Source organism: Ornithinimicrobium ciconiae, from assembly GCF_007197575.1.
GTDB classification, from domain to species: domain Bacteria; phylum Actinomycetota; class Actinomycetes; order Actinomycetales; family Dermatophilaceae; genus Ornithinicoccus; species Ornithinicoccus ciconiae.
The window spans coordinates 3,755,765-3,770,468 of the sequence record NZ_CP041616.1 but is presented as its reverse complement, the minus strand read 5'-3'; the positions used below and the strand labels follow the sequence as shown (position 1 = coordinate 3,770,468).

Here is a 14,704-nt window from a genome sequence, read left to right as displayed (position 1 = left end):
GTGGCGCCGAGGTCAGGGACGAGAGGTCAGTGACCCTGGTTGCCCGGTCCTGCCCAACGAGCAGTGCTCAGCCCCGCGTCCTTGGCGCGCTGGACAGCCTCGTGGTAGGTCTGCTCCGCCTCGGCCCGGCCGGCCCAGTGCGCGCCCTCGACGGACTTGCCCGGCTCCAGGTCCTTGTAGACCTCGAAGAAGTGCTGGATCTCCAGGCGGGTGTGGTCTCCGATGTGCTCCAGCTCGCGGATGTTGGACTTGCGGGGGTCATCGGCCGGCACGCAGATGATCTTGTCGTCACCACCGGCCTCGTCGCGCATGTGGAACATGCCGATGGGGCGCGCCGCGACCAGGCATCCCGGCCAGGTCGGCTCATCAAGCAGCACGAGCGCGTCCAGCGGGTCGCTGTCCTCGCCGAGCGTGTCCTCGATGTAGCCGTAGTCGGCGGGGTACCGCGTCGCAGTGAAGAGCATCCGGTCCAGCCGGATGCGACCGGTGGCGTGGTCCACCTCGTACTTGTTGCGGCTTCCCTGTGGGATCTCGATGGTCACGTCGAAATGCATGAGGTCAACCCTTCCTGGTCGGGGCGGTTCAAAGGTTCGGCGTTTACTCTGCTGGAAAGAGTTTCACCCACGAACGTCGTTTCGGGAAAGCAGGACCCATGGATCGCGCACGCCGAGCCGCAGCCGCGCTGCTGTCGGTCAGCCTGGTCCTGCCCTCTGCAGCTGCAGCCTATGCCGGTTCCACCGGCGACGGTGCGGCAGGGGGTTCGACGCAGGAGGGCAGCGTCGTGGCCGCGCAGGCTGCCGTCCGTCCGACAGTGGCCCCCTCCCCGGAGCCGGTCCTGCGCTCGGTCGGCGCGGGTCTGACCGTCGATCCGGCAGTGGTCTCCACGGAGATCGAGGGCGAACTGAGCAACGCCTGGCTGGGGGACAGTGTCGGGCTCACCATCCGGGACGTCGCCACCGGGGAGCATGTCCTCGACCGCAACAGCGACAGCGCGCTCACTCCTGCCTCGACGACAAAGCTGCTGGCGGCGGCCGCGATCGTCTCGACCCTGCCCATGGACCAACCCTTCCGGACCCGGGTGGTCACCGGTCCCGAGCCAGATCAGATCGTGCTCACAGCAGGTGGCGACATGATGCTGGCCGGCGGTCGCGGCGACCCCGATCTCGTGGAGGGGCATGCCGGACTCGGCGATCTGGCCGAGCAGACCGCCGCCTCGCTCGGCGCCGAGGGGCTGGGCACCGCGGACCACCCCGTCCGGCTGCGACTGGACACCTCCTATGGCGAGGGGCCGAACGCACCGGCCGGGTGGACGGACTTCTGGCTCTCCGAGGGGTATGCCGGCCCCATCACCATGCTCGGGATGCAGCAGCACCGGGCGATTCCCTACGACCCCTCGCCGCGGGACCCGGCCCAGGCGGCGGCGATACGCTTCCGCGCCGAGCTGACCGACCGTGGCGTTGTTGTCGGTGGCGGACCCGCCACGGAGGTGCCGCGACTGGTCGCGCCCCCCGACGCCACGGTGCTGGCGGAGGTGGAGTCGGCTCCGGCGCGTGACGTGCTCGCCGAGGCGATGGCCAGCAGCGACAACGGGATGGTGGAGCAGTTGGCCCGGCAGGCCGCGATCGCCGACGGCGCCCAGGCGGACCCGGCGGCCGTGCGGGACTGGGTGCTCCAGCAGGTGGCCGACTACGGGATCGACACCACCGGGGTGAAACTCGCCGACGTGTCCGGTCTGTCCGACGGGTCGAGCATCCCCGTGCGCGTGCTCGCGGACCTGCTCATCCTGGGCGCCGACGGGAGCCATCCGGAACTGCAGGAGGTGCTGGGCGCCCTGCCCATCGCCGGCTACAGCGGCACTCTGTGGGACCGCTTCGCGCTGGACAGCCAGGCGCCGGCCGTCGGGGTCGCTCGCGCCAAGACCGGGTCGCTGCCCGGGGTCACCTCCCTGGCGGGACTGGTCGTCACCCGGGACGATCGACTCCTCGCCTACGCCGCCATCGCCGACGGGGTGGGGCGCGACGGGACCTCGGGTCTGGAGGCACGCTCGGTCCTGGACTCGGTCGTCGCCGAACTTGCGTCCTGCGGCTGCTGAGACCCAGGCCGGCGCCGAGCACCGTCATCGGTGAGCCGCTGCCGCACGGCGTCGTCCGCAGGGTGGCACCGTCGTCACCGGCAGTTAGGTTGGGCTGTATGACGGACGCGAACCATCACCAGATCTCTCCCGACTCCCCGACGACAGACGGGCCGATCGGGGACCGGGGTGAGGGCAGGTCCGCGCGGGGTGCGGACTATGTCGACTGGGACTTCGCGGCGTCCACCGGGCGCCGGCTCGCTCCGGCCGGGCCCAGCGTCTCCCGGCAGGAGGCCGCAACGCTCGTGGCCGAACTGCGTGGTGCTGCTGCCGCGGCCGTCGAGCCCGTCGCGCAGACCAGTGGCCTGCGGGCGCCGGAGGGTGCCCCCGCTCCGCTGGTCGTCGACCGGGCAGGGTGGATCGCGGCCAACGCCGTCTCGATGAAGGGGATGCTGGCCCCGGTGCTCGACCACGTCGTCGCCAGCAGGTCCAAGGAGGGACGCGCCCCCTCGCCGACGGCGCAACGCCTCGGTGGGCGGGTCACCGGTGCCGAGGTGGGCGGGATGCTGGCCTGGATGAGCACCAAGGTGCTGGGGCAGTACGACCTCGCGCCCGAGAGCACCCCCCGGCTCCTGCTGGTCGCCCCCAATGTCCTGACCGTCGAGCGTGACCTCGACGTGGATCCCAGCGACTTCCGCCTCTGGGTGTGCCTGCACGAGGAGACCCACCGGGTGCAGTTCACCGCGGTGCCCTGGCTGCGCGGTCACATCCTGGACACCGCGCGCGAGCTCGGCACCCAGCTGGTGCCCGAGTCCGACCAGCTCGGCCAACGGGTGCAGGAGATCGTCTCGGCACTGCCGGGCGTGGTCCGCGGCGAGACTGACATCACCCAGGTCCTGGCCACCCCCGAACAGCGCGAACGGCTGGCCGCCGTCACGGCGATCATGTCGCTGCTCGAGGGGCACGCCGACGTGATCATGGACGACGTCGGCCCCTCCGTGATCCCCAGCGTGGCCACCATCCGCTCCCGCTTCCAGGAACGGCGCAAGGGCTCCGGCTCGGTCGACCGGATCCTGCGCCGACTGCTGGGCATGGACGCCAAGATGGCGCAGTACCGCGACGGCGCTGTCTTTGTCCGGACCGTCACCGACCAGGTGGGCCGTGACGGGTTCAACCGCGTCTGGGAGTCACCTGAGACCCTGCCGCGGGCGGCGGAGATCGCCGACCCTGCTGCCTGGGTGGCTCGGGTCCACGGCTGAGTCGGCAGTGGTCGGCCCCGACCCGCACGTCGCCGCCGCCCGGGTCGCGGTCCGGCGGACCGTGCAGTCCCTCGGCCTGGGGGGCCAGTTCCTGCTGGTGGGCTGCTCGGGGGGAGCAGACTCCCTGGCGCTCGCCGCCGCCGCCGGCTTCGTCGTCCCCCGGCTGGGGGGCACGGTCGGAGCCGTCGTCGTCGACCACGGGCTGCAGCCCGGGTCGGCACGGGTGGCCGAGAAGGCCGCGGCGCAGTGCCGGCAACTGGGACTGGCGCCGGTGCAGGTCCTGACCGTCACGGTCACCCGCGCGGGGGAGGGCCCGGAGTCGGCGGCCCGGGACGCCCGATACGCCGCGCTCACGGAGGCAGCCAGGGCCCACGGGGCCGCCGCCGTCCTGCTCGGTCACACCCGGGACGACCAGGCCGAGCAGGTGCTCCTCGGCCTGGCGCGCGGATCCGGGGCGCGCTCGCTCGCCGGTATGCCGGTGGCGCGCCCTGCAGGACCTGGGGCAGTCATCCAGATCGTCCGCCCCCTCCTGACGGTGTCGCGCACCCAGACCGAGGGCGCCTGTCGCGCGCTGGGACTGAGCACCTGGACGGACCCGCACAACACCGACCCGGGGTTCGCGCGGGTGCGAGCGCGCGCCCTGCTGCCGGTGCTGGAGGGTGCGCTCGGTCCTGGCATCTCGGCAGCGCTGGCGCGCTCTGCCGACCTGCTCCGCGACGATGCCGATGCGTTGGACGCGGCGGCGCGCACGGCATACGAGCAGCTCGGCGAGCCTCCCTGGCCGGTGAGCCGGCTGGTGGACCTGCCGGTCGCGGTGCGACGCCGGGTCTGGCGCGAGCTCGCGCTCGGTGCCGGCTCCCCCTCCGGGGCGTTGAGCGCCGAGCACCTGCGCGCCGTCGATGACCTGGTCACCGGATGGCGGGGGCAGGGGCCGGTCGACCTGCCCGGCGGGCTGCGGGTGCACCGGCGCGCAGGTCTGGTGTCGCTGCTGGACCGGACCCCCTAAGGTGGGAACGCCCGATCGAGCGCAACCGACGGGTCACGACCGACAGCCAGACCGACAGCCAGACCGACTGGGCACGCTCAACCAGAGCACCCCGACCGAGCACAGGAGATGACGTGGACGCCGAGGACATGGGTGCCGACCTGGAGCAGGTGCTCTTCTCCGAGGAGCAGATCCAAGCGCGACTTGGGGAGCTGGCGGCCGATATCTGGGCCGACTACCAGGATAAGAATGTGTTGTTGGTCGGTGTGCTCAAGGGTGCGGTCGTGGTCATGGCCGACCTGATGCGGGCCCTGCCCGGGACCGCCGAGATGGACTGGATGGCGGTCTCCTCCTACGGCTCGGGGACAAAGTCCTCCGGCGTGGTGCGGATCCTCAAGGACCTGGACACCGACATCACCGGTCGCCACGTCCTGATCGTCGAGGACATCATCGACTCCGGGCTGACGTTGAGCTGGATCCGCTCCAACCTTGACTCCCGCCACCCGGCGTCGGTCGAGATCTGCACGCTGCTGCGCAAGCCGGAGGCTGCCAAGGTGGAGATCGACGTGCGCTATGTCGGCTTCGACATCCCCAACGCCTTCGTCGTCGGCTACGGCCTGGACTTCGCCGAGAAGTACCGCAACCTGCGCGTCGTGGGCACTCTGGCTCCCCACGTCTACTCCTGATCACTCCTGCACAGGCCACCACCCCTGAGCGGGTGCCTGGCGGATGGCTCGATGCAGGACGGTGCTCGTGTCCCGTCTAGTCTGGAACACTGGGATGATCTGGGTCGTTGTCGGCACCAGACACAGTTGTGAACCGAGCAGGAGGACCGGGGCCCACCGCCTCGACAGTTAATGACCAAACAGCGCACGCGTGGCCCCTGGATGTGGATCCTGATGATCCTCGGTCTGGGCGTCCTGTGGTACACCCTGATGATGCCCAGCCCCTACGAGCGCATCGACACCTCCGAGGCACTGGAGCTGATCCGCAGCGACAAGGTCGCCGAGGCCACCCTGACACCGGACCGTGTCGACATGGTGCTCAAGGAGGGGGAGTCCTTCAGCAACGACGAGGTGGAGGACGCCACCCGGGTGCAGGCCTTCTATGTCCCCTCCCGCGGTGACATGTTGGTCCAGGAGTTCGAGGAGCACCAGCCCAGCGAGTCCTTCACCGACGACCCGGCGCGGGCCAACTGGCTTGCCTCGCTGCTGATGACCGTCATCCCGCTGCTGCTGATCCTGGGTCTGTTCCTGTTCCTCATGACCCGCATGCAGGGTGGCGGACGCGGGGTCATGCAGTTCGGCAAGTCCAAGGCCAAGCTCGCCTCCAAGGACATGCCCAAGGTGACCTTTGCCGATGTCGCCGGCACGGACGAGGCGGTGGAGGAGCTCCACGAGATCAAGGAGTTCCTGGCCGAGCCACGCAAGTTCCTCGAGGTCGGTGCCAAGATCCCCAAGGGCGTCCTGCTCTATGGCCCGCCCGGCACGGGCAAGACCCTGCTCGCGCGGGCGGTCGCCGGTGAGGCCGGGGTGCCGTTCTACACGATCTCCGGCTCCGACTTCGTGGAAATGTTCGTCGGCGTCGGTGCCTCTCGCGTGCGCGACCTGTTCAAGGAAGCCAAGGAAAACGCCCCGGCCATCATCTTCGTCGACGAGATCGACGCGGTCGGCCGACACCGCGGCGCCGGCATGGGAGGCGGGCACGACGAGCGCGAGCAGACGCTCAACCAGCTGCTCGTGGAGATGGACGGCTTCGACGGCCACGCCAACGTCATCCTCATCGCGGCGACCAACCGGCCCGACATCCTCGACCCCGCGCTGCTGCGCCCCGGACGTTTTGACCGGCAGATCGCCGTCGAGGCACCGGACATGCTCGGCCGTCTGCACATCCTGCAGGTGCACTCCAAGGGCAAGCCGATGGGGGCTGACCTGGACCTGATGACCGTCGCGCGTCGCACCCCGGGCTTCTCCGGTGCCGACCTGGCCAACGTGCTCAACGAGGCGGCGCTGCTGACCGCCCGGCGCAACGAGACCGTCATCGAGGACCACCACCTCGACGAGGCGATCGACCGTGTCATGGCCGGGCCGCAGAAGAAGACCCGCATGATGAGCGCGAAGGAAAAGAAGATCACCGCCTACCACGAGGGTGGGCACGCGCTGGTCGCCGCGGCGATGCGCAACACCGACCCGGTGAGCAAGGTGACGATCCTGCCGCGCGGACGGGCACTGGGTTACACGATGGTGCTGCCGACGGACGACAGGTACTCCACGACGCGCAACGAGCTGCTCGACCAGTTGGCCTACGCCCTGGGCGGCCGCGTCGCCGAGGAGATGGTCTTCCATGACCCGACGACCGGCGCCTCCAACGACATCGAGAAGGCCACCGCCCTGGCCCGCAAGATGGTCACCGAGTTCGGCATGAGCGAGCGCATCGGCGCGGTCAAGCTCGGCGCGGGCAGCGGTGAGGTCTTCATGGGCCGCGACATGGGTCACGGGCGCGACTTCTCTGAGGACCTGGCCGGCGTCGTCGACCAGGAGGTGCGTCGCATCATCGAGTCCGCCCACGACGAAGCCTGGCACGCGCTGAACGACAACCGGCACATCCTGGACCGTCTGGTGCTCGAGCTGCTCGAGAAGGAGACGCTCAACGCCCCCGCGCTCGCCGAGATCTTCGCTGACGTGCACAAGCGCCCGGAGCGACCGATCTGGTTGAGCAGTGATCACCGCAGCGTCCACACCTCCGGTCCGGTGATGACCGAGGCCGAGCGGCGCGCGCTGGCCAACGGTCACCACCCGCACGGCGACGGGCGGGAGCACCCGCCGAGCGCGGTCGTGGAGATCCCTGACGGCGGATATGTCGACGGTGGCGAGTACTGAGGTGGACCACGGCCGGATCGAGGCTGCGGTCCGGGAGATCCTGATCGCCGTGGGTGAGGACCCCGATCGTGAGGGTCTGCGCGACACCCCGGCCCGAGTGGCCCGCTCCTACGCCGAGATCTTCGCTGGCCTGCACCAGGACCCCGAGTCCGCGATGTCCGTGACCTTCGACGTGGCGCACGACGAGATGGTGCTGGTCAAGGACATCGCAATGTACAGCACCTGCGAGCACCACCTCGTGCCCTTCCACGGGGTGGCTCACGTCGGCTATATCCCCGGCGCGGACGGACGGGTCACCGGACTGTCCAAACTCGCGCGTCTGGTGGAGGTCTTTGCCCGGCGCCCCCAGGTGCAGGAGCGACTCACCACGCAGATCGCCGAGGCGCTCAAGGAGCACCTGCAACCCCGCGGCGTGATCGTGGTCATCGAGGCCGAGCACCTGTGCATGTCGATGCGTGGGGTCCGCAAGCCGGGCGCCACGACCATCACCTCGGCCGTCCGCGGTCAGCTGACAGACCCGGCCACCCGGGCTGAGGCGATGAGTCTGATCCTCGCCGACCGAGGTCGGTGAGCTCGACGGTGCTGGCGACGCTGCGTCCGCCCGGCCACCCGCCCGGCCGGCCGCTGATCATGGGCGTGGTCAACGTGACCCCCGACTCCTTCAGCGACGGGGGCCGCTGGTTTGAGCCGCGGGCCGCCATCGAGCACGGTGCCCTGCTGCTCGAGCAGGGCGCTGACCTGCTCGACATCGGGGGTGAGTCCACCCGACCAGGAGCCGCTCGGCCCTCGGAGCGAGAGGAGCTCGACCGGGTTCTGGAGGTCGTTCGTGCCCTCGCCGACCAGGGCGCCAAGGTCTCGGTGGACACCATGCGTGCCCGGGTGGCCGCTGAGGCCCTCGACGCCGGCGCCTGCCTGATCAATGACGTCTCCGGTGGCCTGGCCGACCCGCAGATGGCTCCGCTCGTCGCCTCCGCAGGCGTGCCTTTCGTGGCCATGCACTGGCGTGCCCACTCCGCGCAGATGGACCTCGAGGCGCGGTATGCCGATGTCCTGGGTGAGGTGGTCGCCGAGCTTGAGCAGCGGGTCGCCGGACTACTCGAGGCGGGGGTCGCCGCGGAGGCGATCATCCTGGACCCCGGGTTCGGATTCAGCAAGGACGCCGGACACAACTGGGAGCTACTCGCCGGCCTCGGTCAGGTGGTCGCGCTAGGCCACCCGGTGCTGGTCGGCACCTCTCGCAAGCGCTTCCTGGGCCGCCTCGACCCGACCGCCGGTCCCGATGCCGAGCCGTCCCCGCCCATCGAGCGGGACGCCGCGACAGCCGCGACCAGCCTGCTGGCGGCGCAGGCGGGGGCCTGGGCAGTGCGGGTCCACGACGTGCCCAGCACCCGCGACGCCCTGGCGGTCTGGGAGCACGTGCGGGCAGCTGGGGCAGACCATGACTGACACCCACTCAGCCAGGCGCAGCCCGGACCGGATCACCCTGACCGGTGTCACGGCATACGGGTATCACGGGGTCCTGGCCAGTGAGAAGACCGACGGCCAGGAATTTGGCGTCGACCTGTGCCTGGAAGTGGACCTGTCCCGGGCAGGCGAGAGCGACAACCTGGCTCACACGGTCAACTATGCGGAGGTCGCGGCGGACGTCGTGACGATCCTGCAGGGCCCGAGCCAGGACCTCATCGAGGGCGTCGCTGCGCAGATCGCGGACGCGGTCCTCACCCGTCCACTGGTCGAGGCCGTCGAGGTCACCCTGCACAAGCCGCACGCACCGGTCGGGGTCCCGTTCACCGACGTGACCGTGCAGGTGCGCCGGGAGCGGGACGTGCCCGTGGTCATCGCGCTGGGCGCCAACCTCGGCGACGACCCGGCGGACACCCTGAACCGTGCCGCCGAGCGGTTGAGCGGGCTGCCCGGGCTGCGCGACGTGGTGCTCTCCGCGTTGTTTGAGACCGACCCGGTCGGTGGCCCAGAGCAGCCGGTCTACACCAACGCGGTGGCCCTGGCCCGCACCTCACTGGCACCCTGGCGGCTGCTCGCCGCGCTGCACGGCATCGAGCACGAGTTCGGGCGCACCCGGGAGATCAGGTGGGGTGCCCGGTCCCTGGACCTCGACCTGATCCAGGTCGGGGTGCCCGGTGAGACCTCAGAGGTGCTCAGCGACGACCCTGAGCTCCTGCTTCCCCATCCGCGGGCCCACCAGCGCGGCTTCGTGCTCACTCCCTGGCACAGCGTCGACCCCTCCGCCGCGCTGCGCGTCGGTGACGCCGTCTCCCCGGTGGCCGACCTGCTCCCGGACGTGGCGGATCAGGGGGTGCGGCCGCGTGGATGACCTCACCGGTGTGCGGGTGTCGGCGGTCGCCCTCGTCGCGGTCGCCTCGACCGCGGTCTGTGTGCTGCTGCTGCGAGGGTGGCAGGCCCTGGGCAACGGGGTGCCGGAGGTGCCTTGGATCGCTGTCGCCCCGCTGCTCCTGCTCATCGTGCTGGTCCTGTTCAGCGCCTGGCAGGTGCGCCGCTATGCGCGCTTCCGCAGCCAGGGCTCACGGGGCAGCGCTCCGCAGCGGGTCTCGCCCCAGCGTGCTCGAGGCACGCTGGTCGCCGCCCAGGCCGCGGCGCTGGGCGGGGGAGCGCTGGTGGGGTGGTATCTCGCGATCGTGCTGCTGCGGGTGCCCAACACCGACGTGTCCTCGGTGCGGGATCAGGCCGTGCGCGCTGCTGTCTGCGCAGGCGTCGCGGTGGTCCTGGGGCTGGCTGGCCTGGTCGCCCAGCACTGGTGTCGGCTGCCCCCGGGTGACAGCGATGACGAGGACGACGAGCCGCCCCGCGGGGTCTCCTACATCTGAGGGGCCGGTGACGATTTCTGAGCGGTCCGGCGACGCGGCGTCCTACTTGTCGATGTCGCCGACCACGAAGAAGGTGGAGCCCAGGATCGCGACCATGTCGCCGATCAGGGCACCGGGCAGCAGCTCGGACAGCACCTGGACGTTGTTGAACGAGGCGGAGCGCAGCTTGAGGCGCCAGGGGACCTTGTCGCCCCGACTCACCAGGTAGTAGCCGTTCAGGCCCAGCGGGTTCTCGGTCGCGAAGTAGTGCTCGCCCTCAGGCACCCGCAGCACCTTGGGCAGTTTGACGTCGATCGGACCGTCGGGCAGCCCGCGCAGCACCTCGGTGCACCGCTCGGCGAGGTCGAGACTGACCTGCACCTGCTCCAGCAGCACTTCGAGGCGCGCATAGCAGTCGCCCGCGCTGCGGGTCACCACCCGGCCGGGACCGTCTGGCCCGAACAGGTCGGCGTAGGCGAGGTAGGGCTCGTCGCGACGCAGGTCCACGTCCAGACCGGACGCTCGGGCGATCGGCCCGGACACGCCATACTGTCTGACCTGCTCGGGGGTGAGGACCCCCACGCCGACTGTCCGACCGCGCAGGATTGGGTTGTCGATCAGCATCGACTCCAGGTCCGGCATCCGTGAACGCACCGCAGCCACGGCCGTGTCGACCCGGTCCAGCCAGCCCTCGGGGATGTCCTCACGGAGGCCGCCGACGCGGGCAATCATGTAGTGCATCCGGCCGCCGGAGATCTCCTCCATCACGGCCTGCAGTTCCTCGCGCTCCCGGAACGCATAGAAGATCGGTGTGATCGCGCCCAGCTCCAGGGGATAGGAGCCCAGGAACATCAGGTGGTTGAGCACCCGGTTGAGCTCGGCGAGCAGGGTGCGGGTCCAGGTGGCGCGCTCGGGCACCTCCATGCCGAGCATGTGCTCGACGGTCAGCGCGACGCCGATCTCGTTGCTGAAGGCGGACAGCCAGTCGTGCCGGTTGGCGAGCACCATGATCTGGCGGTAGTCGCGCACCTCGAAGAGTTTTTCGGCACCGCGGTGCATGTAGCCGACGATCGGCTCGGCCGCCACGATGCGCTCGCCGTCCACGGTGATGCGCAGGCGCAGGACGCCATGCGTGGCGGGGTGCTGGGGACCGATATTGAGCACCATCTCGGTGGTGGTCAGTCCGGCGGTTCCCAACTCGACGTCGAGTTCCCTCGGGGCGTTGCGGTGCGGCACCCTCCCCACGCTATCCGAGGTCAGGGCTGCTGCGGAGCGACGTGGCCCACCAGAAGGCACCCAGCCCAGTGGGGGATGTCAGCGTCGCCAGGGCGTTGGCACGGGTCAACAGGCGCAGATAGCCCGTCGGGTCGGTGCGGGAGAGGTCGTGGGAGGGAAGCTCGGCCCGACCGAGCAGATCGTGCAGCGCCTCACGCTGGCTCCGCACGTGGTCGGCGCCCAGGGAGTCGAGTGCCACGTGAGCCGTCAGGTCGCAGGAGCCGTCCGGCACCGGGGGCGCCTGGGTCCCGTCGCGATAGCCGGTGAGCGTGCCGTGGAGCGGGCGGTCTGCCGCCAGGTGGCCGTAGTCGACGACCAGCACCAGTCCGGTCCGCACCCGTGCGCTCAGATCGGCAAAGGCCGCGTCACGGGGGCGGCCGATCTCCGCCCGGTCGACCTCGGCGGGCAGGTGCCCGCGGAGCCAGTCCAGGTCGGGTCCGGCCACCGGTGGGCCAGGCTGCTCGCTGCCGTCCGGGGCGACCAGGACGGCATGCCAGGTCCCGTCCGGCCCGCGCGCCGCGACGGGGCAGGGCACCACGTCGAGCCACTCGTGGGCCACCAGGAGGGTGTCGGTCAGGCCGGTCAGCTCGTCGGGCAGGGGTGCTCCACCAGGGGAGCGGATCCAGCTGACCTCCGGTGGGAGAGGCTCCGGGCGGTCGACGATGTCGACCCCGACCAGTTCAGTGTCGGGGCTCATCGCGGCCAGGGCGGTGAGCAGTTCACCCCGCCCGGCACCGATCTCGACGATGCGGGTGAGACCGTGCCGCTCAGCCAGCAGCAGGAGCGACTCGGCCAGCAGTGCCCCGGTCGCACCAAGACCCTGCGCGGAGGTCGCGAAGTGCTCCGCCGGCGCGGCCCGGCGATAGAACCCTCCCGGCCCGTAGAGCGCCTCCTGCCACGCCTCGTCCCACCGCCGCCAACCCACGGGCCCAGTCTCACCTATTTCTGGAGGGGTTTTGTTGCTGTTCCACGGATTTTTGGAGGGGTTTCGTTGCTGCCGCGCGCAGTTTTGGAGAGGTTTGGTTCGGGCTGAGCCGGCTCTGGGGGAGGTGCGGTTGCCGCGGGCGATGCCGATACCGCGCAGTGTCAGCATCCTGGTGCACCATGGACAGATGACGACCCTCCCTGACCGGGGTCCTGCGGCACGCTGGCGGGAGCCGGCCGGCCCCAACACCCACCACGTGGTCGTCGAGAGTCCGATCGACGAGATCACGCTGGTCTGTGACGGCGTGGCTCTCACCGGTGTCTACATGGCCGTGCACCGGCACACGGACCGCTCCGGCTGGGGAGAGTGGACAGCCCTCGACTCCGACTCGACGCCCCAGGTGTTGGGGGCCGCGGCGAGCCAGCTGGCGGCCTACTTCGCGGGGGAACTGACCGATTTTGACCTGCCGTTGGCGCCGCGAGGCACCGATTTCCAACGGAGCGTCTGGGAGTGCCTGCTGCGTATCCCCTATGGGCAGACCCGTTCCTATGGTCAGCTCGCCGCTGAGCTGGGGAGCCCCGGCGCCTCGCGAGCCGTCGGGCTCGCCAACGGGCGCAACCCGCTCTCGATCATCGTGCCCTGCCACCGCGTGGTGGGGTCGACGGGCAAGCTCACTGGCTATGGCGGTGGTGTCGAGCGCAAGCGCTGGCTGCTGGGTCTGGAGGAAGGCGTGGGTGGGCTCTCGCTCTGGTGACGGACCGTCGCCAGGGGCGTCGGGTCGCGGGGTGATGTAGGGCGGGGTCGCGGGGTGCTGGGTGGCCGTCACCCCTGAGGGTCAAGCGCCGAGTCGGGATGCGCCGGGCCCGCTAGGTAGGCTGGACGGGTGACTGCACCCTCCGCCCCTGACCCCGAGACCACGCCGGACGAGCACACCAGCGACGTCCCCGAGCAGGTCCGGGTGCGCACCGCCAAGCGAGCCCAGATGCTGGCGGCCGGGATCGAGCCCTACCCCGTGCAGGTGCCGGTCACCCACACCATCGACGCGGTGCGCCGGCAGTGGGGTCACCTGCAGACCGGCGAGGAGACGACCGACGAGGTCGGTGTCGCGGGCCGCGTGGTCTTCGTGCGCAACACCGGCAAGCTGTGCTTTGCCACGATCCAGTCCGGCGACGGCACCCGGTTGCAGGTGATGCTCAGCCTGGCCGAGATCGGGGAGGAGTCCCTGACGTCGTGGAAGTCCCTCGTCGACCTGGGCGATCATGTCTTCGTGCAGGGCCGGGTGATCTCGAGCCGTCGCGGCGAGCTCTCCGTCATGGCCCAGTCCTGGCAGATGGCCAGCAAGGCGCTGCGTCCCCTCCCGGTGCTGCACAAGGACATGTCGGAGGAGGCTCGGGTCCGGCGTCGGTATGTCGATCTGATCGTCCGGGACGAAGCCCGCCAGATGGTGCGCGCCCGGTCCGCGGTGATTCGCGCGATCCGACAGATCCTCGAGGGCGATGGCTATATCGAGATCGAGACGCCGGTCCTGCAATCGGTGCACGGAGGGGCTACGGCACGGCCGTTCCACACGACACTCAATGCTTTCCACCTGCCCATGACGATGCGCATCGCACTGGAGCTCCACCTCAAGAGAGCGGTGGTGGGCGGAGTCGAGCGCGTCTATGAGATCGGTCGGGTGTTTCGCAACGAGGGGATCGACTCGACCCATAGCCCCGAGTTCACGATGCTGGAGGCTTATCAGGCCTACGGCGATCAACACACCATGGCAGACCTCACCCGGCAGATGATCCAGGCTGCGGCAGATGCGGCCGTGGGAACGCGGCAGATTGAAACCACACATGGTGTCGTGGATCTCGATGGCGAGTGGGCCTGGCTCCCGTTCTATGAGGCGCTTTCCACCGAGCTTGGCCTGCCGATATCAATTGAAACTGAAACTAGTGTGTTGGCCGCCCTCGCGGCCGAGCATGAAGTGCCGATCGAGCAGTCCTGGGACGGGCAGAAGATCGCCCTCGAGTTGTTCGGTGAACTCGTCGAGCCGAAGATTGTGCAGCCCACTTTTGTCTGCGACTATCCGCCGGCGGCCCAACCGCTGGCGCGTCAGCACCGTAGCGATCCCAGGCTCATCGAGGCCTGGGATCTCATCATCGCGGGCACCGAGCGGGCGACCGCCTTCTCGGAGCTCATTGACCCGGTCGTGCAGCGAGACCGCCTCACGGCCCAGTCCCGGCTGGCGGCCCAGGGTGACGACGAGGCGATGCACCTGGATGAGGACTTCCTCCGGGCGCTGGAGCACGCGGCGCCCCCCATGGGTGGTCTGGGCCTGGGCATCGACCGCGTCATGATGCTCCTGATGGGCGTGGGCATCCGCGAGACCATCCTGTTCCCCTTTGTGAAGCCCGAGGTCTGACATGGGGTGGTGGGATAGCCTCTGGCCCGTCATTGCGGCCCTGATCCCCTCTGTGGGGTTGTTGTTTCTCTTCGCGGTGAT

General features: G+C 69.9%; 14 protein-coding genes. 11 read left to right on the top strand and 3 right to left on the bottom strand.

Annotated elements, in window-relative coordinates; genetic code table 11:
• Positions 1–26: 26 nt before the first annotated feature.
• Complete coding sequence (locus FNH13_RS17460) at positions 27–554, bottom strand: inorganic diphosphatase (RefSeq protein ID WP_143784613.1); 528 nt, start codon at positions 552–554, stop codon at positions 27–29.
• 98 nt (positions 555–652) lie between these two features.
• Between FNH13_RS17460 and FNH13_RS17455 the strand changes: the two genes are divergently transcribed.
• The 9 genes from FNH13_RS17455 (at position 653) to FNH13_RS17415 (ending at position 10,037) form a co-directional block, all read left to right on the top strand.
• Positions 653–2,092 carry a D-alanyl-D-alanine carboxypeptidase/D-alanyl-D-alanine-endopeptidase gene (locus FNH13_RS17455; RefSeq protein WP_143784612.1) on the top strand — a complete coding sequence of 480 codons (1,440 nt, stop codon included), beginning with the start codon at positions 653–655 and terminating at the stop codon, positions 2,090–2,092.
• 98 nt (positions 2,093–2,190) lie between these two features.
• The gene (locus tag FNH13_RS17450; protein WP_143784611.1) at positions 2,191–3,330 is read left to right on the top strand and encodes a zinc-dependent metalloprotease; all 1,140 of its coding nucleotides are present in this window, start codon (positions 2,191–2,193) and stop codon (positions 3,328–3,330) included.
• 7 nt (positions 3,331–3,337) lie between these two features.
• On the top strand, positions 3,338–4,336 hold the full coding sequence (gene tilS / locus FNH13_RS17445; protein ID WP_143784610.1) for a tRNA lysidine(34) synthetase TilS: 999 nt from the start codon (positions 3,338–3,340) through the stop codon (positions 4,334–4,336).
• 113 nt (positions 4,337–4,449) lie between these two features.
• Positions 4,450–5,001 carry a hypoxanthine phosphoribosyltransferase gene (gene hpt / locus FNH13_RS17440; RefSeq protein ID WP_143784609.1) on the top strand — a complete coding sequence of 184 codons (552 nt, stop codon included), beginning with the start codon at positions 4,450–4,452 and terminating at the stop codon, positions 4,999–5,001.
• Between the two features lie 171 nt (positions 5,002–5,172).
• Entirely contained in the window at positions 5,173–7,194 is a 2,022-nt protein-coding gene (gene ftsH, locus FNH13_RS17435; RefSeq protein WP_228266473.1) for an ATP-dependent zinc metalloprotease FtsH, read from the top strand.
• The gene (gene folE, locus FNH13_RS17430; protein ID WP_143784608.1) at positions 7,172–7,765 is read left to right on the top strand and encodes a GTP cyclohydrolase I FolE; all 594 of its coding nucleotides are present in this window, start codon (positions 7,172–7,174) and stop codon (positions 7,763–7,765) included. The genes ftsH and folE overlap by 23 nt, the downstream gene beginning before the upstream one ends.
• A complete protein-coding gene (folP, locus tag FNH13_RS17425) occupies positions 7,762–8,640 on the top strand; it encodes a dihydropteroate synthase (RefSeq protein ID WP_407669917.1) in 879 nt (292 codons plus the stop codon). Before folE ends, folP begins: the two co-directional genes overlap by 4 nt.
• Positions 8,633–9,526, top strand: coding sequence for a 2-amino-4-hydroxy-6-hydroxymethyldihydropteridine diphosphokinase (folK, locus tag FNH13_RS17420; RefSeq protein ID WP_143784607.1), 894 nt, complete (start codon positions 8,633–8,635; stop codon positions 9,524–9,526). The genes folP and folK overlap by 8 nt, the downstream gene beginning before the upstream one ends.
• A complete protein-coding gene (locus FNH13_RS17415) occupies positions 9,519–10,037 on the top strand; it encodes a DUF3180 family protein (RefSeq protein WP_165700165.1) in 519 nt (172 codons plus the stop codon). Before folK ends, FNH13_RS17415 begins: the two co-directional genes overlap by 8 nt.
• 42 nt (positions 10,038–10,079) lie before the next feature.
• On the opposite strand, the gene FNH13_RS17410 is transcribed toward FNH13_RS17415, so the two are convergent.
• Complete coding sequence (locus tag FNH13_RS17410; RefSeq protein ID WP_143785215.1) at positions 10,080–11,183, bottom strand: NADH-quinone oxidoreductase subunit D; 1,104 nt, start codon at positions 11,181–11,183, stop codon at positions 10,080–10,082.
• Positions 11,184–11,262: 79 nt separating this feature from the next.
• Positions 11,263–12,216 carry an SAM-dependent methyltransferase gene (locus tag FNH13_RS17405; protein WP_228266471.1) on the bottom strand — a complete coding sequence of 318 codons (954 nt, stop codon included), beginning with the start codon at positions 12,214–12,216 and terminating at the stop codon, positions 11,263–11,265.
• Between the two features lie 187 nt (positions 12,217–12,403).
• Between FNH13_RS17405 and FNH13_RS17400 the strand changes: the two genes are divergently transcribed.
• Together FNH13_RS17400 and lysS are read left to right on the top strand one after the other, a co-directional pair.
• Entirely contained in the window at positions 12,404–12,970 is a 567-nt protein-coding gene (locus FNH13_RS17400) for a methylated-DNA--[protein]-cysteine S-methyltransferase (RefSeq protein WP_143784604.1), read from the top strand.
• A 129-nt stretch (positions 12,971–13,099) separates the two neighbouring features.
• Complete coding sequence (lysS, locus tag FNH13_RS17395) at positions 13,100–14,623, top strand: lysine--tRNA ligase (RefSeq protein ID WP_143784603.1); 1,524 nt, start codon at positions 13,100–13,102, stop codon at positions 14,621–14,623.
• Positions 14,624–14,704 lie beyond the last annotated feature (81 nt).